Here is a 20,932-nt window from a genome sequence, read left to right as displayed (position 1 = left end):
TGCATCCATGAACACAATCATCCAAACTCAACACGGTCTGTGAGGTGACGCACATATGAATGTTGACAATTGGGATGAGATTCGGACGGCGTTTCACGTTGCCCGGCTGGGCACAGTCAGCGGCGCCGCCGAGGTTCTTGGCGTGCACCATGCGACAGTGATCCGGCATATCGATGCATTGGAAGGGCGGCTGGGCGTCAAGCTGTTTCAGCGCCACGCCCGCGGTTATACGCCAACAGATGCGGGGCTGGATTTGCTTCAGGTGGCACAGGCCACCGCCGACCAGTTCGAAGAGCTTGCCGGGCGTCTGCACGGCCATGGCGCGGCCATGACCGGTGAATTGGTGCTAACTTGCGTTGACACGATCGCGCCCTTGTTGATGCCGGTTCTTGCGTCGTTCAAGGCCGAACATGACGAATTGACCATGCGGCTGATAACCGACGCGCGCTTGTTCCGTCTGGAATACGGCGAGGCGCATGTTGCCATTCGCGCAGGGAATAAACCCGAAGACCCCGACAACATCGTTCAGCCGTTGTCCAGATCCCAAGCGGGGCTTTACGCGCACAAAAACTACGTCGCGGCGAATGGAATGCTGGAGGGTGATGATTATGCCAACCACACGTTTGTCGGGCCGACTGACGAAAATCACCGGGCGTCTTTCTATCGTTGGATGAAGGAAAACGTTCCGGCCGAGCGGATCGGCCTGCGGACGTCTGATCTGCGCGATGGGTTTGAGGCCGTCCGGGTCGGCGCTGGAATTGGTTTTATGCCATGTTGGATGGCGGCGGAGTCTTCGGAACTGGTTGAGATTCGCCCACCACAGGCAGATTGGGAGATACCGCTTTGGCTGGTGACGCATGTGGATCTGCACCGAACAGCAAAAGTACAAAGCTTTACCGCAGCATTGAAAGAGGCAGCCAAATCGTGGCCTTGAACGGGCTAAGTGCCGCGCAAAAAGGTCACTTGGCGATGCTGTCCTTCTCGTTCCTTGTCGGGGGGTCGTTTAGCTTTGGCAGCCTGATCGCCAATAAGATTGACCCAGTTGCGCTGACGGCTGTGCGCTTTTCCATTGCGACCGTGATCATTGGTATCGCGGCGCTCATGGGGTCGGGCATGAAGCGTTCCTATTATCGTGCGCCGTGGCGATACATCGTGCTGGGCGGTTTGTTCGCTTCGTATTTCGTTCTGATGTTCGAAGGGTTGAAAACCGCATCGCCCGTTTCGACCGCAGCAGTTTTCACCCTTACGCCTGTGCTGTCTGCTATCTTTGGCTGGTTGTTGATGCGGCAAGCCACGACGCAACGGATGGTGGTGGCCTTGGTCTTTGGAGGCGTGGGCGCGCTGTGGGTGATCTTCCGGGCTGACCTATCGGCGTTCTTGGCGTTTGAGATTGGCCGGGGCGAAAAAGTGTTCTTCGTCGGTTGCGTCGCGCATGCGATTTTCACACCGTTGGTTGCGCGGTTCAATCGGGGCGAACCTGCGCTTGCCTTTAACTTTGGGGTCATGTCGGCGATGGTGTTGCTGTTGTTGGTCTTTGGGGGTTCAGCAGTGTTGAGCGCGGATTGGGGCAGCCTTTTGCTGACCGACTGGCTTATCATCGCCTATCTCATCATCTTTGCCAGCACGGTGACCTTTCTATTGCTGCGGTTTGCATCCCTTCGGCTGCCTTCGGCCAAGGTGATGGCATACACCTACCTGACCCCAAGTTGGGTGATCGGGTGGGAGGTTCTGCTGGGCAACGGTGCGCCGCAGCCTATGATCTTTGTGGGTGTTGGGGTGACGATGGTGGCGCTGTGGATGCTGCTGAAGAACGAGCACGCAGCCTAATCTGCGGTCGGGCCATCAAGTTCACCTTCAAGGAAGCGTTCGAAGGCATCAAGGTTCACGGCCTCGAACTGTCCAAAGCTTTGCATCCAGATCGACGCATCGCGCAGCGCGTCCGGTTCCAGCTTGCACCATTTCACGCGCCCGCGCTTTTCCTGACTGATGAGTCCTGCACGCGTCAGGATGGTCAGATGCTTTGAAACGGCCGCCAGTGACATCTCAAACGGCTCGGCCACATCCGTGACAGCCATGTCATCTTCTAACAGCATTGCCAGTATTGACCGCCGTGTGGGGTCGGCCAGCGCCGCAAAGACTGTATCAAGTTGTGCGTCCATACCGATGCTATGGCGTCAATGCCGTTCGATCGTCAACCAATTGGTTGAATATACAGATGCGGCTTGTTAGCGCCCCAAAGCGTGGGTTGGCGTTTTGCCGAACGCGTCCGGAATAAATTTTACCGTTTAAATACAGTATGTTACATGTTTGGCGATGTGTCGTTATCCAGCTTGACTCATTGCTACCCCCTAACTAGGTTCGCGGCGACTGTCCTAGGGGGCCTTCGAACATGGTAGATCCGGCTGATAAAGAGCGGCTAACGCAGCTTGAAGAACGGATCGCTGCGGCTAAGAAGCTGCAGGAGCCGGGGAAGGACCATCAGGACGAACATTATTCTCAGGCGCAACACGCCTGGCGGATGGTGATAGAGCTTGTTGCCGGTCTGGGGATCGGCTTTGGCATCGGATACGGGTTGGATGCGCTGTTTGGCACGAAACCCATCATGCTGGTGCTGTTCATATTGCTGGGGTTTGCAGCTGGGGTGAAGACGATGATGCGCTCCGCTGCCGAAATGCAAAAGACGATGACGGCCGAGGCCGACAAAGACGAGAGGGACTGAAACGTGGCTACCGAAGCACATGGCGAAGAGACGGGTCTGGTGTTCCACCCGATGGATCAGTTCAACGTAAAGCCGCTTTTTGGCGACGGCGCGGTGCACTGGTACACTCCGACAAACGTAACGCTGTGGATGGCTGTTACCGTTCTGGTGATCTTCCTGCTGCTGGTTGTTGGTACACGTGGCCGTGCGGTCATCCCAACACGCGTTCAGTCGATTGCCGAACTGGCCTATGGGTTCGTTCACAAGATGGTTGAAGACGTCACCGGCAAAGATGGCGTTAAATACTTCCCATATATCATGACACTGTTCATGTTCATCGTGTTCGCCAACTTCCTTGGCCTGATCCCGATGGCATTCACCACGACATCCCACATTGCGGTAACCGCAGTTCTGGCGATGGCGGTGTTCCTGACAGTTACCGTTCTTGGCTTTGTGCTGAACGGTACGAAATTCCTTGGCTTGTTCTGGGTATCCTCGGCGCCGCTGCCGCTGCGTCCAGTTCTGGCGCTGATCGAAATCATCTCGTACTTCGTTCGCCCGGTAAGCCATTCCATCCGTCTTGCTGGTAACATGATGGCCGGCCACGCGGTGATCAAAGTGTTTGCTGGCTTTGCTGCAATCGCTGCGATTTCCCCGCTTTCGATCGCCGCCATCACAGCAATGTACGGCCTAGAAGTGCTGGTGTCCTTCATCCAGGCTTATGTCTTCACGATCCTGACCTGCGTGTACCTGCGCGATGCCCTGCATCCGAGCCACTAAGGTCTGAGAAACTAATTCTAGCCAATTCCAACGTAAGGAGAACGACTATGGAAGGCGATATCGTACAAATGGGTGCATACATCGGTGCCGGTCTTGCCTGTATGGGTATGGGTGGTGCTGCTGTAGGTGTGGGCAACGTTGCTGGCAACTACCTGTCCGGCGCGCTGCGTAACCCATCGGCTGCTGCTGGTCAGACAGCGACCCTGTTCATCGGTATCGCGTTTGCGGAAGCACTGGGGATCTTCTCGTTCCTCGTCGCGCTTCTGCTGATGTTTGCAGTCTAATCCAACGAACCGATCCTTACGCTTGGGTGGGCTAACAGCCCACCCATTGTAAACAGAGGTTCCTGGAGGACGACATGGCAACAGACGCGAACGAAGCGGCCCACGGGGCTGCAAAAGGCGCGATGGAAGCTGCGCATGGGGCGGAATCCGCCGGCATGCCACAGCTGGACTTCGCGACTTTCCCGAACCAGATTTTCTGGCTCGTCGTCACGATTGTGGTGATTTACCTGATCCTGTCGCGCGTCGCGCTGCCACGGATCGGTTCTGTTCTGGCTGACCGTCAGAGCACGATCACCAACGATATTGCTGCCGCCGAAGAGCTGAAGCTCAAGGCGCAGGAAGCCGAAGACGCCTATAATCAGGCTCTGGCTGACGCACGTGTCGAAGCACAGAAGATTATCGCTGAAGCCAAGGCCGAAATTCAGGCCGATCTGGACGATGCGACTGCGAAAGCAGACGCCGAAATCGCTGCGAAAGCTGCGGAATCGGAAAAATCGATCGCTGCAATTCGCGATGGCGCGATGCAAAGCGTGACGGAAGTGGCCAATGACACTGCCAAAGAAATCGTTAGCGCGCTGGGCCACAAGGCCGACGCAAAAGCGATTGCCGCGGCAGTTACCGAACGGCTGAAAGGGTAAACCAGATGAAAAAACTGACGGTTCTTTTCACCCTTGCTGCCAGCCCTGCGCTGGCTGCGTCCGGCCCGTTCTTTTCGCTGCGCAACACGGACTTCGTGGTTCTGCTGGCGTTCTTGCTGTTCATTGCGGTGCTTATCTACTTCAAAGTTCCAGCGATGCTGGGCGGTTTGCTTGATAAGCGGGCTGACGGCATTCGTGCCGAACTGAACGAAGCCAAAGCACTGCGCGAAGAAGCACAAACCATCCTTGCCTCTTACGAGCGCAAGCAGAAGGAAGTGCAAGAACAGTCCGAACGGATCATCGCACACGCCCGCGAAGAGGCAGAGATTGCCGCTGCGCAAGCGAAAGAAGATCTTTCCGCGTCGATCACGCGCCGCCTTCAGGCTGCGGTTGATCAAATCGGTTCCGCCGAAGCTGCGGCTATTCGCGAAGTACGTGATACCGCTGTTACTGTGGCTGTGGCCGCTGCGGGCGACGTTGTTGCCAAGCAGATGACTGCAGACTCGGGCGACAGCCTTATCGACGATGCGATTGCACAGGTTGAAGCTAAGCTGCACTAAGCGGTTCGACCCACAAGATTTAAGAACCCGGCCATCGCGCCGGGTTTTTTGTTTTTGTGGGCGGCCCGTTAGACCCTTCCATAAGTCTTGTGGCGGGCTGCGGGTACAGTCTATGGTTCGCGCCACCTAAGGCAGAGTGTTACGATGATAACTGAAATCGAAGACTATTTTTCGAAGGGCTGCGGGCGCTGCAAACGCTTTGATACCGCAGATTGTTCGACGCGGCATTGGGCCGAAGGCCTGAGAGCGCTGCGCGCCTTATGCATCAATGCCGGGCTGGTTGAGACGGTTAAATGGGGGCATCCCTGCTATATGCACGCGGGGCGAAACATCGCGATCATCGGGGCGTTCCGGGGTGATTTTCGGCTTAGCTTTTTCAATGCAGCTTTGATGAAAGACTCGTCGGGGTTGCTTGAGAAACAGGGGCCGAACACCCAGCATCCCAACATGCTGCGCTTTGACGCCAACGCACAGGTGGCCGAGCGCGCGCCGACCATTCGTGCCTATTTGGAAGAAGCGATGGCCTATGCCGACGCAGGTCTGAAACCCAAGAAGCAAAAGGCCGTCGTTAAATTGCCTGACGCGTTGGTGGACGCCTTGGATGCTGATCCCATATTGGCCGAGGCATTTCACAAGCTGACACCGGGGCGGCAGAAAAGCTATGTGCTCAATCTGAATGCGGCGAAAAAGCACGAGACACGCGTGGCGCGCATTGCGAAATTTCGCGACAAGATCATCGAAGGTAAGGGCGCGACTGAACGGTAGGTTTGTGAGCCAACGCTGCCTTTACGGCGCAGCGTTTAGTTCCTGAGCTTTTCATGCTCCAACCGCTGTTGGGCGATTGCCTCGTTCCGATCTGCGGCTTGTTGGTTCTTCAAGGCTTCTTCGACGTAGTTCAAATGCGCCTCGACTGCTGCACGGGCGGCGGTGGCGTCGCGGGCCTGCAGGGCGTCGTTGATGGCACGGTGTTGGTCAAGCAATGCGCCGCGCGTGGTGCGTTGGCGGAACATGACTTGGCGGTTATAAAACACGCCTTCACGCAGCAGGTCGAACATAGAGCGCATCATGTGCAGCATGATCACGTTGTGGGACGCTTCGATGATCGACATGTGGAATTCCGCATCCAGCCGGGCTTCGTCTGCTGGGTTGCGTTTTGGGTGGGCGGCTTCCATCTTTTCGAAGATCGTGTTGATGACCTTCAGATCGGTGTCGGACGCTTGACGCGCGGCGCGTTCGGCGGCCAAAGCCTCCATGTCGCGGCGGAAATCGATATAGTCGAACACGGCTTCGTCATGGGATGCGAACAGGCGGATCAGCGCGTCGGAGAACGCAGAGCCCAGCACCTCGGCCACGAAAATGCCGGCGCCAGCGCGGCTGGTCAAAAGCCCGCGTTCTTGTAGCGCAGAGATTGCTTCGCGCAGCGAGGGACGGGAAACGCCCAGCTTTTCGGAAAGCTCTCGTTCTGATGGCAGCCGTTCACCGGGGCGCAGGATGCCACGCAGGATCAACAGCTCAATCTGACGCACGACTGAGTTGGAGAGCTTTTCGGGCTGAATTTCGTGAAAGGGCATGGGGCCTCCGGCAATCGGTCAGAACATATGACCACCCAGCCGGTGCGGCAACCATAAAGGCCGGGCGTGGTGCCCGGCCTTTGGTTTGATGCTTAGGCGTTCGGGCGAATGATGATTTCGACCCGGCGGTTCAGCGCGCGGCCTTCCGCGTTCAGGTTGGACGCGACAGGGGAATCTTCGCCCCGGCCATAAGAGCGTAGGCGGCTGGCGGAAACACCTGCATTCTGAAGAACCGACGTAACAGCCGTTGCACGGCGTGCCGACAGAGCTTGGTTATAGCCCGCGTCGCCGGTGTTATCGGTGTGGCCGATCACTTCGATGGTGGTGTTGGGGTATTCGTTCAGGCTGTTTGCCAACACGCGCAGGTCGCTTTGCAACGACGCGCTAACGGTTGAGCTGTCGACCGCGAACAGGATGTCCTGTGGCATGGTCACGACAAGCGCGTCGCCTGTGTTCACAACGTTGATCGCGCTGTTGTCGAAATCGTTGCGCAGGTCGGCGGCTTGTTTGTCCAACTGGTTTCCGATCACGCCGCCAACGCCCGCGCCGATGATGCCGCCGACAATTGCGCCTTTGTTGCGGGAATCTGAATCGTCACCAACCAATGCGCCGGTGACGGCACCTAGGGCGGCGCCAATGGCAACGCCCTCTTTCGTGCGCTGATCGGGGTCACTGGTTTGGATGCCGGTGTCTGTACAGGCTGACAGGGCCAGTGCGCCAGCGGCTGCAAGGGTCAGGGGAAGTTTTGCTCGAATCATTTTTGCCTCATCTTCAAGTTCCAGGTTCGGAACATTGGCGACAATATAGATACTGGCGGCGCTGGGACTAAGGGGAATGCACGAAGAATTGACTCAGAAGGCGGCAATCCGCCCATGATTATGAGGCTTTGGCCTCTTCCCGGGCGGACTCCCACGCCAGCATCGCGCGTTTCACGGGTAGCCCCCAGTGGTACCCGCCAAGCCCGCCAGATTTGCGCAAAGCCCGGTGGCAGGGGATCAAAAAGCTGATCGGATTGCGCCCAACCGCCGTTCCTACGGCGCGCACCGCTTTGGGGTGGCCGATGGATTGCGCGATTTCAGAATAGGTTGTCACGTGGCCGGATGGGATGGTCAGCAGGGCCTCCCATACCTTGATCTGAAAGGGCGCGCCGATCAGGTGCAGGTCAGCCTGACCCGATTGGTTGAACGCAGCTTTTACGGGGGCTTCCAGCTGCTCGGGGGCTTCTGTGAAGGTGGCATTGGGCCACCGGCTGGTCATGTCGGCAAAGCTGGCGTCGCGGCCGGTTTCGTCGCAGAACGCAAGGCCGCACAGGCCTTTGTCGGTGCCCATGGCCAAAGCTTCTCCAAAGGGGCTGGGGAACCATCCATAGGCAATTTCCAACCCTTCGCCTTTGCGGGCAAAGGCACCGGGGCTCATCGCTTCCCAGCGCAGAAACAGATCGTGCAGTCGCCCGCCACCGGACAGCCCGGCGCTGGCTGCGGTTTCCAAGGTCGTGAACCTCTCATGCAGCAGGGCCTTGGCGTGCCCAAGCGCAAGATACTGCTGAAACCGTTTTGGCGAAACGCCCGCCCAGCGGCTGAACAAGCGTTGGAAATGGGCCGGGCTCATCTGCATTTCATCCGACAGCTGTTCAAGCGAAAGCAGTTCGCCATCGGCGGCGTCAATCCGTTCTATCGCCCGGCGCATGACCTGATAGTGATAGTCGTTTTCCTGTGGGTCTGCGTTCATCTTCGCCTCCGTCGTTGAGGGTAAGATAGGGGGCAGCCCCCGTTCCTGCGACCCGAAACATGCGCCAAACGCCAAAGGCTTGCCGTGGCGCGGCGCAACGGGCATACCCCGGTTTATGGCAAAGCAGCTTGATTATCATACGATCCACAAGATCTTTACCCGGTTTCAGGAACACGATCCCGAACCGAAGGGCGAACTTGATCACGTTAACGCCTATACCCTTGTTGTGGCTGTGGCGCTTTCGGCGCAGGCGACCGATGTGGGGGTAAACAAGGCTACGCGCGAATTGTTCAAGATCGCCGATACCCCGCAAAAGATGCTGGATCTGGGCGAAGAGCGCCTGATCGACCATATCAAGACGATTGGCCTGTATCGCAACAAGGCCAAGAACGTCATAAAGCTTAGCCGCATTCTGGTGGACGAATACGATGGTATCGTTCCCTCGTCGCGGGCGGCGTTGCAGTCGCTGCCCGGTGTCGGGCGCAAGACGGCGAATGTGGTGTTGAATATGTGGTTCCACTATCCCGCCCAAGCGGTTGATACCCACATTTTCCGCATCGGCAACCGCACCGGCATTTGCGCTGGTAAGAACGTGGATGCGGTGGAACGCGCCATCGAAGACAACATCCCAGCCGAGTTTCAGCAGCACGCCCACCACTGGCTAATTCTGCACGGCCGGTATACCTGCAAGGCGCGCAAGCCGGTTTGCGCCAACTGTATCATCCGTGACCTTTGCCCGTTCGAGGAGAAGACCCTTTGACCAAGACGTATCAGGTTGTCGGCATCGGCAATGCCATTGTCGATGTGCTGACCCAAAGTGACGATAGTTTCCTTGAACTGATGGGAATCCAAAAAGGCATCATGCAGCTTGTGGAGCGCAAGCGTGGCGAGATGCTGTATGGCGCGATGCGTGAACGCACGCAGGCGCCCGGCGGTTCGGTTGCGAACACATTGGCGGGGCTGGGCAACCTTGGCCTTTCCACCGGGTTTATCGGGCGGGTGCATGACGACGCGCTTGGCCAGTTCTACGCCTCAGAAATGGCGCGGGACGGAACGGATTTCGTGAACCCGCCGGTCGAAGGGGGCGAACTGCCAACCTCGCGCTCTATGATTTTTGTGTCGCCAGATGGCGAGCGTTCGATGAACACCTACCTTGGTATTTCCGCCGAACTTGGCCCCGAAGATGTGGCCGATGACGTGGCAGGGCAGGCCGAAATCCTGTTCCTTGAAGGGTATCTTTACGACAAGCCCAAAGGGAAAGAGGCATTTGACCGCGCCGCCAAGGTTTGCCGCGCGAACGGCGGCAAGGCGGGCATCAGCCTGTCTGACCCCTTCTGTGTGGATCGTCACCGCGACGGGTTCCGCAAGCTGGTGAAAGAACTGGATTACGTGATCGGCAACGAACACGAATGGGAATCTCTGTACCAAACCGATCTTAGCGCCGCGTTGGAACAGGCTGCCCAAGACAGTGGTCTTGTGGTCTGCACCCGTTCAGGCAGCGAAGTCGTGCTGGTGCGCGGCGATGAAGAGGCCGTTGTGCCGGTAAACCGTGTGGTTCCCGTGGATGCGACCGGCGCGGGCGATCAGTTTGCCGCGGGTTTCCTTTATGGGTTTGCGACGGGCCAAACGCTGGAAACGTGCGGCCGTATGGGCAACGTGGCTGCCGCCGAAGTGATCAGCCATTTCGGCGCGCGCCCTGAGACAGACCTGAAGGCGCTGTTCGTCAAGGCGGGCCTTATCTGATTACGCAGGTGTCCGGCGGCGCATGATCCCTTCGGCCAAGGAAGGGGACAGCCGCCAGACCCGGCGCAGCAGCTTGGTCTTTTCTATCCAAATCTCGTCCTTTCCGGCCTCTAGCCCCGCGATAACTTCGGCGGCGGCTTTTGCAGGGGGCAGTTTCATGGCCGGGTCGCCGTGGGACAGGGTGGTATCCACCAATGCCATCACCGCCTCGGTCACCTGAATATCGGCCTTCGCGTCTTGGCATTGATACCGCAGTGCCTTGGTGAAATGGCGCAGCGCCGCCTTTGTGGCGCAATAGGTTGCAGCGTTGGTGATTGGCGCAATCGCCAGGCCAGAGGTGACATTCACAATGGCCGCGTTTGGTTGACCCATCAAAGTTGGCAACAGCATCGCGCAAAGCTGTATTGGGGCGGTCAGGTTCACCGCAACCTCGGTCGTGATGTCGGTTTCGTGGCGTGGGTCCACGTCTGTCAGATAGGTGTGCTTCATCACAGCTGCGTTGTTTATCAGAACGCTGCAATCGGGGTGCTGATCAGCGACCCAGCGGGCGATGGCACGTGGCATATCGGGGCTTGCCAGATCGGCGGTCAGGGTGAACACTTTGTCGGGATAGGCGGCCTCTAATGCGGTTAATGCCGCTTCGCTGCGCGCAACGGCCAGAACCTTTGCATTTCGCGCAAGCAAAAGGTGCAGCATTTCACGCCCAATGCCGCGGGTTGCGCCGGTCAAAAGTACGGTGCGATTGCTAAGATCAAATGCCATTTCAAACCCTGTGTATTTGCGTTTCAAATCGTTGGGGTTAGAATGTGAGCGATTGTTCACATTTGAAACTCGTGTTCCATGACCGATGCATCACAAGGGATTTTGCCAAGAAAAACACCGCGTCAGGGGCGGTCTCTTGCGACGTATGAGGCGATATTGGAGGCCGCCGCTCGCATTTTGGAGGCGGGTGGCATGGCAGCGTTCAACACAAACCTAATTGCTGAACGGGCAGGGGTCAGCATCGGTTCGCTTTATCAATACTTCCCCGCGAAAGAGGCGATATTGGCCGAACTGATCCGCAACATGCGGGGCCAGTTGTTGGAAGACCTGCGCACAGCCGCGATTGACGTTGAAGGCATGGCCTTGGAAGACGCCACCGAAGTGATGATCCGCGCATCGATCCTGCATCACGCGCGCAGGCCCGAATTGGCGCGCGTCCTAGAAATCGCCGAAACGGTGTTGCCGTTAGAAAAAGAGGCGCAGGCCCTAAAGCGCGAAATCAACGCCACCGTGGTTGAGGTGCTAAGCCGTTATTACGTGTCCAACCCCGAAGAAGCGGCACAGGACCTTTCCGCCATGACGCGCGCAATGGTCGAAGTGGCCGCAAATGCCGGTGAAACGGATTTCGATGCTGTGTTGGCGCGCGTTTGCCGCGCGGCGTTTGGGTACCTTGGGATCGCGCCCCATGCGCCGTGAATGACCTGCAGGGGTATCGCCGGTTCTTGAAGCCGCGCCTTTGATCCAATCGAAGGCGCGGATTCGACCGGTGTTCAGTCAGTCGCCCAGTTTGGCGTGCACTTCGTCCAGATCAATTTCCCCGGTGGGCATTTTGTTTGCCGGATTGTGGAAATCGTATTTGAACAAATTGAAATCGCGTTTGTAGATTTCATAGACCAGATGCATCGACAGATCGTCGAAATAGTCTTCGACCGGATGCGCGCGTTTCGGGCCGTGCCCTTCGGATTCGTTGAACCGAGGGATCGTGGCCAGATCAACGGAATGGCGCGTGTCGGTTGCATCAAGCACCTCTTGCATGCCCTCGTTGAACTTTTCGGTGAAGAAGATTTTGTCGTACCGCCCGCCGTTCACGATAAAGGTAGAGACGTGCCCGCTCATCGCGGACCAGTGGATGTCAGGTTCCATCGGGCGGCGCCAGCGAATGGTATCGCGCGCAAATAGCAGGAAGCGGCGGAAGGATTGGATTTGGTCAAAGTCACCCTCTACCTGAATGCCGTATTTCTGGGTCAAAAGCGGAACCATATTACCGCGATAACGTTTGCCGTTCCGCTGAATGCCGCAAATCTTGTCAAAGAATGACGACAGGATGCGGGTATAAGGGTTCCGCACGCAGGTAAACGAATAGGATTTATGGTTTTTTACGTTGTCTTCGATACGCTGATGGCTGTCTTCCATCGCCCACTTGTGCATGCGTTCGGTCGCATCGTGGATGTCACCATCGAAGAATTCGCCGTGATCCGAATAGTACATGATCTGACCGATGGTCGAACACGCGCATTTGGGAACCACGCGATAGACCATGCTTTCGCTTTCCGTCATCCAGGTTCCAGGAAAACCCATACTCTTACGCCTCCAATGCCGGTCATTACCTACGCCCGGCTTTATCTGTGAACAAAAAAGCAAAGAAATACTGTTTATTCAACGGGTCTTCGCTGTATCTACTGTTTGGAACGCTTCAAAGGACGAAATCCGGACGATTGAATGGCCAAGATAGCCTATATTCTTCTATGCCACAAAGACCCGGAAGCTATCATTCAGCATGCCGAGCGGTTGACGGCGGTTGGCGATTTCATGTCGATTCATTTCGACGCGCGCGCCAAACCCGAACATTATGATCGCATCCGTACCGCATTGAAGGATAACCGCAACGTCGTTTTCGCCAAGAAACGGCACAAATGCGGTTGGGGTGAATGGTCTTTGGTTGCGGCGACGCTAAGCGCGATCAAGGCTGCCGAAGCGGCTTTTCCACGCGCCACGCATTTTTACATGCTGTCGGGCGATTGTATGCCGGTGAAGTCAGCAAAATACGTGCACGCGTTTCTGGACGCCGAAGATGTCGATTACATCGAAAGCTTCGACTTTATGACGTCCGACTGGATCAAAACCGGGATGAAAGAAGACCGGCTGATTTATCGCCATCTGTTCAACGAACGCACGCAGAAGAAATTGTACTATGGTTCTTACAATCTGCAGAAATCGCTGGGGCTGACGCGTAAGATCCCTGCGGACCTTCAGATTATGATCGGCAGCCAATGGTGGTGCCTTCGCCGTCGCACGATCGAGGCTGTGTTGGATTTCTGTCGCAAGCGGCGCGATGTGTTGCGGTTTTTCAGCACGACGTGGATTCCGGATGAAACCTTCTTTCAGACGATCGTGCGCCACGTGGTGCCCCAGAACGAGATCCAGTCGCGCACGCTGACGTTTCTGATGTTTTCCGACTATGGGATGCCGGTGACGTTTTATAACGATCACTACGATTTGCTTCTTAGTCAGGATTATCTGTTCGCGCGAAAAATCTCGGGCGAGGCGGAAGAGTTGAAGCGCCGGTTGGGCGCTCTTTATGCCAGCGTCGAAAGCGACTTTTCCATTTCTGGAGAGGGCGTGGGCCTTTACAAGTTTCTGGCTGGCCGCGGCCGCGTTGGCCGCCGGTTTGCGTCGCGGTTTTGGGAAAGCGAAGCCAGCCTTGGGCGTGATCGCGAATTGATGATCATTGCATGCAAGAAATGGCACGTTGCGAAGCGGTTGTTAGAACAAGCTGGCAAGGTGACCAACGTGCCGGGGTTCGAATATGTATTCGACGAAGAAAGCACCACCTTGCCTGATCTGGGCGGCATTCAGTCAAACCTTGAAAAACGCACGCGCCATCGCCGCGCGTTGATGCGGATGCTGTTTGATTACAGTGAAACAGACCGGCTGATGATTTGTCTTGATCCATCGCAGATCGAGCTGATGGAAGACTTCTATTCAGATCGTTGCACGACCAAGCTTTTGGAAATTCAGACCGAGTTTTCTGATGATTATCTGATCGGGCACGCCAAACGCGTTGGCCTTGCGGGCGAGACGACGCCTCAGGAAACCATTGACCGGCTTTTGCCAACGATCCGCTATGACGTTGTGTTTGAAAGTGACCGTATCCGCGACGCGGATTTCCCGAATTCCTATCGGATTAAGGAAAGCGATAGCGTTGAAGAAAACGCGGCTGCGTTGGCAGAGTTTCTAAGCATTCCGCATGACAAGGCGCGTGAAATCGCGTCCACCGATTACCTTTACGTCGACTGAGGAGCCCCATGGCCTATTCCTATGACCCGCAGAATATTTTCGCCAAGATCCTTCGCGGCGAAATCCCTAACAACACGGTTATGGAAACCGAACACACGCTGGCGTTCAAAGACATCGCGCCCCAAGCGCCCGACCACGTTCTGGTGATCCCGAAGGGGCCATACGTTTGCTATGACCACTTCGCGTTAGAAGCCTCGGACGCCGAAATCGTGGATTACACCCGCACCATCGGCGAAATCTGCAAAATGCTGGGCGTTCAGCCGGGCGAGGGCGGCAATGGATATCGCCTGATTTCCAACGCGGGTGACGATGGCGTTCAGGAAGTGCCACATTTGCATGTGCATATTCTTGGCGGTCGCGTGCTGGGCCGGATGCTGCAAAAGCGGACCTAAAAGAAGGCGCAAGAAGCGGGTCGAACGGGCCGGTTAGGCCGCGTTCTTGGATGACGTCAGGGCAACGAATACGTCCTCTAGGTCCGGTTCTTCGGTGGCCACGTCGCGGATGCGGATGCCTGCGTTACGCACGGCCTCTAGCACCGCGCCGGTGGAGATTTCGTTCCGGCGATAGGTGAATGCATATGCTCCATCGCGGCGTCGCTCCATCGTGACCCCGTCTGGCAGGGCGGGGTGTTCGGGCGCATCACCGTCGGCGTGGATCACAAGCGTTTTGGCATCCATCCGCCCGATCAGTGCGGCGGTGGTGTCTTGAACGATGACTTCGCCGTGGTTGATGATGGCGATTTCGTCGCACATCTCTTCGGCCTCTTCCAAGTAATGGGTCGTCAGGATGATGGTCATGCCCGTTTCTTCGTTCAGGCGGCGCACGTTTTGCCACAGCATTTGGCGCAATTCGATATCAACGCCCGCTGTCGGTTCATCCAGCACAAGGATTTGCGGCGTATGGACAAGGGCCTTGCCCAACAGCAACCGCCGCCGCATCCCGCCGGAAAGAGAGCGCGCATAAGCCTCGGCTTTATCTTCAAGCCCGATCATGCGCAGAATTTCATCCGTGCGGCGCTGGGCTTTGGGCACGCCGTAAAGCCCGGCCTGAACCTCTAACGCGCCGCGTGGGGTGAAGAACGGGTCAAGGTTCAGCTCTTGTGGCATTACCCCGATCGACGCGCGCGACTGGCGCGGGTTGATGTCCTGATCGAAGCCCCAGATTTTCACGTTACCTTCGGTCTTCAGAACCAGACCGGCCAGAATGTTGATCAGCGTGGATTTGCCCGCGCCGTTCGGCCCCAACAGCCCGAAAATCGACCCGGCGGGGATGTTTAAATCGATTCCCTTAAGCGCAACTTTCGGCGGTTGACCGGCGCTGGCGGCATAGGTCTTTTTCAGACCTGCGATTTCAATGGCATTTCCGCTCATGTTGCCCTCCGTTCCGGCCTTGCCCGTGCGTGGGCTTTCGCTATCATGCCCGCTGACTTAAGGCGATACCGCCGCCCCGGCAAGAAACGGAGCCACGCAGATGACCATCGAAGCCCCAGAAACCGAAATTGTCAGCACTTGGCGTGTGGCCTGTGACGGTGGCGAAGGCGCACTGGGCCACCCACGCGTCTGGCTTCAGATCCCAAGCGACGAAGGATTCGTCGAATGCGGATATTGCGACAAGAAATACATCCACGAAAGCTTTGCTGACAAAGTGAAGTAACCCATAACGCTGGCCCTTCGCCGCCCAATGGGGCCGCGAACCGGCGCGCGCCGGGCAATGGGCCGTTTCCGAGAGGTAAGGCCATGTCCTTCGGCAAAGGTTGCCATCTGCATCTGATCGACGGTTCGGCGTTTATCTTCCGTGCCTTTCACGCGTTGCCCCCGCTGACGCGTAAATCCGATGGGTTGCCCATCGGGGCGGTTGCGGGTTTCTGCAACATGATCTTCAAAATGGTCGAAGATAACAAAGGCCCCGATGCGCCGACGCATGTGGCCGTTGTTTTCGACAAAGGCAGCCACACGTTCCGCAACGACATGTACGATCAGTACAAAGCGAACCGTGATGAAATGCCCGAAGAACTGCGCCCGCAGATGCCCCTGACCCGCGAAGCGACGCGCGCCTTCAATATCGCCTGCGTCGAAAAAGAGGGGTTCGAGGCGGACGATATCATCGCAACCCTTTCCGTTCAGGCACGAGAGGCCGGTGGCCGCGTTACGATCATCAGTTCGGACAAAGACTTGATGCAGCTTGTCGGCGGCGGCGTGGAAATGTTCGACGCGATGAAGAACAAGCGCATCGATTCCGACGGTGTGCGCGAAAAGTTTGGCGTCGGTCCCGAACGCGTGGTCGATGTTCAGGCACTGGCCGGGGATAGCGTGGATAACGTGCCCGGTGCGCCCGGTATCGGGATTAAGACTGCGGCGTTGCTGATCAACGAATACGGTGATCTGGAAAGCCTTCTGGACCGCGCCGAAGAGATCAAGCAGCCCAAGCGCCGCCAGACGCTGATCGATCACCGCGCTCAGATCGAACTTTCCAAGCGGTTGGTTCAGTTGGACGATGCGATGTTGCTGGATTTCACGCTTGCTGACCTGGAAGTCAAAGAGCCAGAGGCAGAGGCTCTTTTGACCTTCCTGAACGAAATGGAATTCCGCACGCTGACCAAGCGTGTTGCCGACAATTTGGGTGTCGAAGCGCCCGCAATTGCCGATACCAACCCAGCAGGCGCGAACCCGAACGAAGCCGCAGATGCGCCCGTGAACCTGCCGTTTGTTCCCGAAGATTACGAATGCGTGCGCGATGCGGATGCGTTGAAGACCTGGATCGCCAAGGCGCATGCCTGTGGTTGGGTCGCGGTGGATACTGAAACCACCAGCCTGAATGAAATGCGGGCCGAACTTGTCGGTATCTCTCTTTCGGTGGAGCCGGGGCAGGCCTGCTACATCCCCTTGGGGCACAAAGACGGTGTGGACGATCTGTTCGGCTCGGCCGCCCATGCGGATGGGCAAATGCCGATGGACGATGCGCTGGCGCTGTTGAAGCCTCTGCTGGAAGATCCGGCGGTAATCAAAATCGGCCAGAACATGAAATACGATGCGAAGATTTTCGCGCGCAACGGTGTTTCCGTGGCCCCGATTGATGACACAATGCTGATGTCCTACGCCCTGAACGCGGGGCTGCATGGTCATGGTATGGATACGCTAAGCGAACGGTATCTGGAGCATACTCCGATCCCGATTAAATCCCTGCTGGGGACGGGCAAATCGGCCATCACTTTTGATCGCGTACCGGTCGACGATGCGGTGAAATACGCGGCCGAGGATGCCGATATCACCCTGCGTCTATGGAAGCTGTTCAAGCCGCAGCTTCACCAGAAACGCGTGACCACCGTTTATGAAACGCTGGAACGCCCGTTGGTGCCTGTTCTGGCAAAGATGGAAATGACGGGCATCAAGGTCGACCGTGACACGCTTTCGCGCATGTCCAACGCCTTTGCACAGAAAATGGCGGGGCTAGAGGCCGAAATACACGAACTGGCCGGGCAAAGTTTCAATGTCGGCAGCCCGAAACAGCTGGGCGAAATTCTGTTCGATAAAATGGAGCTTCCCGGCGGGAAAAAGGGCAAAACCGGTGCCTATGCGACCGGCGCGGATGTGTTGGAAGATTTGGCATCCGAAGGGCACAACCTGCCCGCGCGGGTGTTGGATTGGCGGCAACTGTCAAAGCTGAAGTCGACCTATACCGATGCGCTTCAGGACCATATCAACCCGGACACTGGGCGGGTGCATACGTCGTACATCCAGTCGGGCGCGAACACGGGGCGGTTGGCGTCGACCGATCCGAACTTGCAGAACATTCCGGTGCGCAGCGAAGAAGGGCGACGTATTCGCGAAGCCTTTGTTGCGGACGAGGGTAAGGTCATTCTGTCGCTGGACTATAGCCAGATTGAGCTTCGGATTCTGGCGCATGTCGCGGGCATCGAAAGCCTTAAGCAAGCGTTCCGCGAAGGGCAGGATATTCACGCACTGACGGCTTCGGAAATGTTCGACGTGCCACTGGATCAGATGACGCCGGATATCCGCCGTCAGGCCAAGGCGATCAACTTTGGTGTGATCTATGGCATTTCGGGCTTTGGTCTGGCGCGCAACCTGCGCATTCCGCGCAAAGAGGCGCAGGGGTTCATCGACCGTTATTTCGAACGCTTCCCCGGCATCAAGGAATACATGGACGACACCGTCGCCTTCGCCAAAGAGCACGGGTATGTACAGACGCTGTTTGGCCGAAAGATCAACACGCCAGAGATTGGGGCAAAGGGGCCGCAGGCTGGTTTCGCCAAGCGCGCGGCGATCAACGCGCCGATCCAAGGGACAGCGGCGGATGTGATCCGGCGCGCAATGATCCGTATGCCCGAAGCGATTGAGGGGCTGCCCGCCAAGATGCTGTTGCAGGTGCACGATGAACTGTTGTTCGAAGTGGATGCCGACGGCGTGGACAAAACCATCGATGCGGTGCGTGAGATTATGGAAAACGCCTCCATGCCGGCGGTGAAACTGGACGTTCCGTTGACGGTCGATGCAGGGCAAGGGGCCAATTGGGCCGAGGCGCATTGATTTGAATTGCTAAGGTGAGGCCCGTTTCGGGCCGCTCCTTTCACCTCGCGCCCTTGGGGCGCTCAGGCGCTCAGGCGGGTGGGCGTGGATGGGGTGCGTCATGTCTTCGCTTGTTTTGTTGGGGCGAAAGGGGGTTAGGTGATGGCACAGTTGCTAAGGTGCCAGCCATGCCGCATGACCACCATCACATAGATCCCGATACCGGTGACCGCCGCGTTGCTGTTGCTGTGGCGGTGAACCTTCTTTTGACCTTTGCGCAGATCGTGGGTGGGGTGATTTCGGGCTCGCTGGCCTTGATTGCGGATGCGATCCACAATTTTTCAGATGCGATTTCGTTAATCATTGCGCTGGTTGCGCGCCGTGTGGCGCGGCGTCCGCAGGATGAGGTGATGACCTTCGGCTATGGCCGGGCGGAGGTTGTGGCGGCCTTGGTCAATTACACCACTTTGTTTGTGATCGCTTTCTACCTGATTGCCGAGGCCGTGATGCGCATGCTGGACCCGCCCGGTGTGGATGGATGGATTGTGGTGATTATCGCGGGTATCGCATTGGCCGTGGATGCGGTGACCGCAGCGCTGACCTATGCGATGTCGAAGGACAGTTTGAACATCCGCGCGGCGTTTTTGCACAACGTGGCAGATGCGCTGGGATCGGTGGCGGTGATTTTCGCTGGGACGCTGATTTTGCTCTACGACTGGCGGCTGATCGACCCGTTGGTGACGCTTGGCATTGCGCTGTACATTCTGTGGCATGCTGGGCGCGAGGTGTTACCGGTGATACGGATTTTGATGCTTGGCAGCCCAGACGCGCCACAGCTTTCGGATGTTCGCGAACAGGTTAACGCGCAGGCGGGGGTGGAAGACGCGCATCATATGCACCTGTGGCAGATTGATGAGCATCGCACCGCGTTTGAGGCGCATTTGGTTGTGAAAGACGGCGCTGACTTTGCGGATGTGACAGAGCGCGTAAAGGCGATGCTAGCGCAGCGGTTCAACATCTTTCACGCGACGCTAGAGCTGGAGACATCCGCGTCGGGCTGTGCAGACATCGCGCCGGATCATGCTGACGCGACCTAATTCACGATCAGCCCGCGCGCGCCTACTTTTGCTGAATCTTGAAACGCGCCTGTCATCGGGCCAGAGACGGCAACCGTGCAAGGCTTTGCTGGCTTTGCCCGGTATGGCAGGCCCATCGCGACCCGCGCGCCGAGGGCGGCGAAGTTTACGCCTGCTTGCAGTGACGCGCTTACTGTGGCCCAGAAACGGGGATTGCATTCGATCAGGTTCAGTGTGCCATCGCGTTCGTCGACCCGCATGTCGAAATGGGCGACCCCGGAAAAATCGGACTTAGCGACAAGTTTCGCGGCCAATTGGACGGCGGCGGGGTGGTCAAGAAACTCCAACTCTGCCTCGCCGTTCCATTTCTGAACAGTCCAGGCGATGACCTTGCCGCGGTTGGCCAAAACGCTGACGTCGATGTCTTCGCCCGGAATGAATTCCTGCATCAGCATTGGGTATTGGGAGGGCGGCCATGCGCTGAGCCGGTCGTAAAGCGTGCCCGCATCCGCAACAGACTGGACCCCGATACCCCCACCAATCGCAAGCGGTTTGATCATGACCGGGTATTGCGTTTGCACGTTTGCGGCCTGATCCATTGTTTCAATCAGCCAAGTGTTGGGCGTGGGGATGTTTGCCGCGCGGCACAAATTAAAGAACCGCCATTTGTTGTGCATCAGGTCCAGCGTGTCGGCACGGCTGATCGGAAAAATCCGGCATTGGGGCAGCGCGCCGCGCATGACTGCAAACGCGTTCAGGGCGGCCATATCGACCGGGATAAGGACATCAGCACGGCAGGTCAGCGCATAGTTTTGGATGTTATCGGCCAAGACCTGCGTGGGATTCAGAAAGTCGTTCAAACCTATCCCAACAAAGTCTTGGCAATTGGTCACCTGGGCAAGATCGCCCGCGCGCCGGGTAGAGACGATCGAATATTGAGCGCCGATGGCGTCCAGACACTCGGCGACTGCGGCAAGGATGTGTGACTGCGTTCCGAAAAGAATTACACGCATTTGCGTGCCTTCGTTGAAAAGACGGGTCGAAAACCCGGTTCTTGGGCAAAGCACATGATTGAAAACCCTCATGAAGGCGAGATGGTTTGGCCCAAAAACAGCGGCCGGTTCTAAAAAACTTTCCCAAACGCTTTCACAGGTTAACTTTTATGGCAAATGTATTTGTCACCTACGGGCGTAGTTGCGGCGCGGGGCGGTTTTTGAGCCTTGGATATAAACAAGGGCGCACAGTGATCCGGCGTTTTGCGTGCGGATTGCA

At 57.2% G+C, this 20,932-nt stretch carries 24 protein-coding genes; 16 read left to right on the top strand and 8 right to left on the bottom strand.

The features are described from left to right. Positions 1–55: 55 nt before the first annotated feature. Positions 56–934 (top strand): LysR family transcriptional regulator, encoded by an 879-nt coding sequence (locus tag COL8621_RS13975; protein ID WP_093967930.1) that lies wholly within the window; start codon positions 56–58, stop codon positions 932–934. A 35-nt stretch (positions 935–969) separates the two neighbouring features. Next, complete coding sequence (locus COL8621_RS13970; protein WP_093968599.1) at positions 970–1,827, top strand: DMT family transporter; 858 nt, start codon at positions 970–972, stop codon at positions 1,825–1,827. On the opposite strand, the gene COL8621_RS13965 is transcribed toward COL8621_RS13970, so the two are convergent. Then, positions 1,824–2,159 carry an ArsR/SmtB family transcription factor gene (locus tag COL8621_RS13965; protein WP_093967929.1) on the bottom strand — a complete coding sequence of 112 codons (336 nt, stop codon included), beginning with the start codon at positions 2,157–2,159 and terminating at the stop codon, positions 1,824–1,826. The genes COL8621_RS13970 and COL8621_RS13965 overlap by 4 nt on opposite strands. Positions 2,160–2,389: 230 nt before the next feature. Between COL8621_RS13965 and COL8621_RS13960 the strand changes: the two genes are divergently transcribed. From COL8621_RS13960 to COL8621_RS13935, 6 genes are all read left to right on the top strand, one after another. Further along, positions 2,390–2,719, top strand: coding sequence for an AtpZ/AtpI family protein (locus COL8621_RS13960; protein ID WP_093967928.1), 330 nt, complete (start codon positions 2,390–2,392; stop codon positions 2,717–2,719). Positions 2,720–2,722: 3 nt separating this feature from the next. Continuing rightward, positions 2,723–3,478: a F0F1 ATP synthase subunit A gene (locus COL8621_RS13955; RefSeq protein WP_093967927.1), complete on the top strand. Its 756-nt coding sequence runs from the start codon at positions 2,723–2,725 to the stop codon at positions 3,476–3,478. 47 nt (positions 3,479–3,525) lie between these two features. Continuing rightward, positions 3,526–3,762 (top strand): F0F1 ATP synthase subunit C, encoded by a 237-nt coding sequence (locus tag COL8621_RS13950; protein ID WP_093967926.1) that lies wholly within the window; start codon positions 3,526–3,528, stop codon positions 3,760–3,762. A gap of 74 nt (positions 3,763–3,836) precedes the next feature. Beyond that, on the top strand, positions 3,837–4,400 hold the full coding sequence (locus COL8621_RS13945) for a F0F1 ATP synthase subunit B' (RefSeq protein ID WP_093967925.1): 564 nt from the start codon (positions 3,837–3,839) through the stop codon (positions 4,398–4,400). Positions 4,401–4,405: 5 nt separating this feature from the next. After that, entirely contained in the window at positions 4,406–4,960 is a 555-nt protein-coding gene (locus tag COL8621_RS13940; protein WP_093967924.1) for a F0F1 ATP synthase subunit B, read from the top strand. Positions 4,961–5,104: 144 nt separating this feature from the next. Then, positions 5,105–5,725, top strand: coding sequence for a YdeI/OmpD-associated family protein (locus COL8621_RS13935; protein WP_093967923.1), 621 nt, complete (start codon positions 5,105–5,107; stop codon positions 5,723–5,725). 35 nt (positions 5,726–5,760) lie between these two features. Here COL8621_RS13935 and COL8621_RS13930 read toward each other — a convergent pair whose 3' ends face one another. From COL8621_RS13930 to COL8621_RS13920, 3 genes are all read right to left on the bottom strand, one after another. After that, on the bottom strand, positions 5,761–6,531 hold the full coding sequence (locus COL8621_RS13930) for a FadR/GntR family transcriptional regulator (protein WP_093967922.1): 771 nt from the start codon (positions 6,529–6,531) through the stop codon (positions 5,761–5,763). 92 nt (positions 6,532–6,623) lie between these two features. Continuing rightward, complete coding sequence (locus COL8621_RS13925; protein WP_093967921.1) at positions 6,624–7,289, bottom strand: YiaD family glycine zipper/OmpA-like lipoprotein; 666 nt, start codon at positions 7,287–7,289, stop codon at positions 6,624–6,626. Positions 7,290–7,407: 118 nt separating this feature from the next. Beyond that, on the bottom strand, positions 7,408–8,259 hold the full coding sequence (locus tag COL8621_RS13920; RefSeq protein ID WP_093968598.1) for a methylated-DNA--[protein]-cysteine S-methyltransferase: 852 nt from the start codon (positions 8,257–8,259) through the stop codon (positions 7,408–7,410). A gap of 115 nt (positions 8,260–8,374) precedes the next feature. Between COL8621_RS13920 and nth the strand changes: the two genes are divergently transcribed. Next, on the top strand, positions 8,375–9,019 hold the full coding sequence (nth, locus tag COL8621_RS13915; protein ID WP_093967920.1) for an endonuclease III: 645 nt from the start codon (positions 8,375–8,377) through the stop codon (positions 9,017–9,019). Then, a complete protein-coding gene (locus tag COL8621_RS13910) occupies positions 9,016–10,002 on the top strand; it encodes an adenosine kinase (protein WP_093967919.1) in 987 nt (328 codons plus the stop codon). Before nth ends, COL8621_RS13910 begins: the two co-directional genes overlap by 4 nt. Here COL8621_RS13910 and COL8621_RS13905 read toward each other — a convergent pair whose 3' ends face one another. Further along, on the bottom strand, positions 10,003–10,764 hold the full coding sequence (locus tag COL8621_RS13905) for an SDR family oxidoreductase (RefSeq protein WP_093967918.1): 762 nt from the start codon (positions 10,762–10,764) through the stop codon (positions 10,003–10,005). Between the two features lie 78 nt (positions 10,765–10,842). Here COL8621_RS13905 and COL8621_RS13900 point away from each other — a divergent pair, with 78 nt between their 5' ends. Next, the gene (locus tag COL8621_RS13900) at positions 10,843–11,460 is read left to right on the top strand and encodes a TetR/AcrR family transcriptional regulator (protein ID WP_093967917.1); all 618 of its coding nucleotides are present in this window, start codon (positions 10,843–10,845) and stop codon (positions 11,458–11,460) included. A gap of 78 nt (positions 11,461–11,538) precedes the next feature. Here COL8621_RS13900 and COL8621_RS13895 read toward each other — a convergent pair whose 3' ends face one another. Beyond that, positions 11,539–12,342: a sulfotransferase family protein gene (locus tag COL8621_RS13895; protein ID WP_093967916.1), complete on the bottom strand. Its 804-nt coding sequence runs from the start codon at positions 12,340–12,342 to the stop codon at positions 11,539–11,541. A 141-nt stretch (positions 12,343–12,483) separates the two neighbouring features. Here COL8621_RS13895 and COL8621_RS13890 point away from each other — a divergent pair, with 141 nt between their 5' ends. Both COL8621_RS13890 and COL8621_RS13885 read left to right on the top strand, forming a co-directional pair. Further along, complete coding sequence (locus COL8621_RS13890; protein ID WP_093967915.1) at positions 12,484–14,061, top strand: DUF5928 domain-containing protein; 1,578 nt, start codon at positions 12,484–12,486, stop codon at positions 14,059–14,061. A gap of 8 nt (positions 14,062–14,069) precedes the next feature. Next, a complete protein-coding gene (locus tag COL8621_RS13885) occupies positions 14,070–14,453 on the top strand; it encodes a histidine triad nucleotide-binding protein (RefSeq protein ID WP_093967914.1) in 384 nt (127 codons plus the stop codon). Positions 14,454–14,486: 33 nt separating this feature from the next. On the opposite strand, the gene COL8621_RS13880 is transcribed toward COL8621_RS13885, so the two are convergent. Then, on the bottom strand, positions 14,487–15,431 hold the full coding sequence (locus COL8621_RS13880; RefSeq protein ID WP_093967913.1) for an ABC transporter ATP-binding protein: 945 nt from the start codon (positions 15,429–15,431) through the stop codon (positions 14,487–14,489). Between the two features lie 100 nt (positions 15,432–15,531). On the opposite strand from COL8621_RS13880, the gene COL8621_RS13875 reads away from it, so the two are divergent. The 3 genes from COL8621_RS13875 to COL8621_RS13865 all read left to right on the top strand — a co-directional run bounded on the left by COL8621_RS13875 (position 15,532) and on the right by COL8621_RS13865 (position 19,681). Continuing rightward, positions 15,532–15,714 (top strand): zinc-finger domain-containing protein, encoded by a 183-nt coding sequence (locus COL8621_RS13875; RefSeq protein ID WP_093967912.1) that lies wholly within the window; start codon positions 15,532–15,534, stop codon positions 15,712–15,714. 83 nt (positions 15,715–15,797) lie between these two features. Then, on the top strand, positions 15,798–18,605 hold the full coding sequence (polA, locus tag COL8621_RS13870; protein ID WP_093967911.1) for a DNA polymerase I: 2,808 nt from the start codon (positions 15,798–15,800) through the stop codon (positions 18,603–18,605). A gap of 167 nt (positions 18,606–18,772) precedes the next feature. Further along, positions 18,773–19,681, top strand: coding sequence for a cation diffusion facilitator family transporter (locus COL8621_RS13865; RefSeq protein WP_093967910.1), 909 nt, complete (start codon positions 18,773–18,775; stop codon positions 19,679–19,681). Here the strand turns inward: COL8621_RS13865 and COL8621_RS13860 are convergent. Then, positions 19,678–20,673 carry an ATP-grasp domain-containing protein gene (locus COL8621_RS13860; protein ID WP_176438502.1) on the bottom strand — a complete coding sequence of 332 codons (996 nt, stop codon included), beginning with the start codon at positions 20,671–20,673 and terminating at the stop codon, positions 19,678–19,680. The genes COL8621_RS13865 and COL8621_RS13860 overlap by 4 nt on opposite strands. Positions 20,674–20,932: the final 259 nt, after the last annotated feature.

Source organism: Actibacterium lipolyticum (assembly GCF_900184935.1).
Classification (GTDB): domain Bacteria; phylum Pseudomonadota; class Alphaproteobacteria; order Rhodobacterales; family Rhodobacteraceae; genus Actibacterium_A; species Actibacterium_A lipolyticum.
Note: the sequence above shows the minus strand (reverse complement) of the source record. Positions and strands in the feature narration are given on the sequence as shown.

Bases quoted from the DNA above. Each gene is read 5' to 3' on its own strand.
- COL8621_RS13885 (WP_093967914.1), top strand. From the start codon at position 14,070: ATGGCCTATTCCTATGACCCGCAGAATATTTTCGCCAAGATCCTTCGC.
- COL8621_RS13975 (WP_093967930.1), top strand. From the start codon at position 56: ATGAATGTTGACAATTGGGATGAGATTCGGACGGCGTTTCACGTTGCC.
- COL8621_RS13930 (WP_093967922.1), bottom strand. From the start codon at position 6,531: ATGCCCTTTCACGAAATTCAGCCCGAAAAGCTCTCCAACTCAGTCGTG.
- COL8621_RS13950 (WP_093967926.1), top strand. From the start codon at position 3,526: ATGGAAGGCGATATCGTACAAATGGGTGCATACATCGGTGCCGGTCTT.
- COL8621_RS13890 (WP_093967915.1), top strand. From the start codon at position 12,484: ATGGCCAAGATAGCCTATATTCTTCTATGCCACAAAGACCCGGAAGCT.
- COL8621_RS13920 (WP_093968598.1), bottom strand. From the start codon at position 8,259: ATGAACGCAGACCCACAGGAAAACGACTATCACTATCAGGTCATGCGC.
- COL8621_RS13875 (WP_093967912.1), top strand. From the start codon at position 15,532: ATGACCATCGAAGCCCCAGAAACCGAAATTGTCAGCACTTGGCGTGTG.
- COL8621_RS13895 (WP_093967916.1), bottom strand. From the start codon at position 12,342: ATGGGTTTTCCTGGAACCTGGATGACGGAAAGCGAAAGCATGGTCTAT.
- COL8621_RS13945 (WP_093967925.1), top strand. From the start codon at position 3,837: ATGGCAACAGACGCGAACGAAGCGGCCCACGGGGCTGCAAAAGGCGCG.
- COL8621_RS13935 (WP_093967923.1), top strand. From the start codon at position 5,105: ATGATAACTGAAATCGAAGACTATTTTTCGAAGGGCTGCGGGCGCTGC.
- COL8621_RS13940 (WP_093967924.1), top strand. From the start codon at position 4,406: ATGAAAAAACTGACGGTTCTTTTCACCCTTGCTGCCAGCCCTGCGCTG.
- COL8621_RS13865 (WP_093967910.1), top strand. From the start codon at position 18,773: ATGCCGCATGACCACCATCACATAGATCCCGATACCGGTGACCGCCGC.
- COL8621_RS13880 (WP_093967913.1), bottom strand. From the start codon at position 15,431: ATGAGCGGAAATGCCATTGAAATCGCAGGTCTGAAAAAGACCTATGCC.
- COL8621_RS13860 (WP_176438502.1), bottom strand. From the start codon at position 20,673: ATGCGTGTAATTCTTTTCGGAACGCAGTCACACATCCTTGCCGCAGTC.
- COL8621_RS13965 (WP_093967929.1), bottom strand. From the start codon at position 2,159: ATGGACGCACAACTTGATACAGTCTTTGCGGCGCTGGCCGACCCCACA.
- COL8621_RS13960 (WP_093967928.1), top strand. From the start codon at position 2,390: ATGGTAGATCCGGCTGATAAAGAGCGGCTAACGCAGCTTGAAGAACGG.
- nth (WP_093967920.1), top strand. From the start codon at position 8,375: ATGGCAAAGCAGCTTGATTATCATACGATCCACAAGATCTTTACCCGG.
- polA (WP_093967911.1), top strand. From the start codon at position 15,798: ATGTCCTTCGGCAAAGGTTGCCATCTGCATCTGATCGACGGTTCGGCG.
- COL8621_RS13900 (WP_093967917.1), top strand. From the start codon at position 10,843: ATGACCGATGCATCACAAGGGATTTTGCCAAGAAAAACACCGCGTCAG.
- COL8621_RS13970 (WP_093968599.1), top strand. From the start codon at position 970: ATGCTGTCCTTCTCGTTCCTTGTCGGGGGGTCGTTTAGCTTTGGCAGC.
- COL8621_RS13905 (WP_093967918.1), bottom strand. From the start codon at position 10,764: ATGGCATTTGATCTTAGCAATCGCACCGTACTTTTGACCGGCGCAACC.
- COL8621_RS13925 (WP_093967921.1), bottom strand. From the start codon at position 7,289: ATGATTCGAGCAAAACTTCCCCTGACCCTTGCAGCCGCTGGCGCACTG.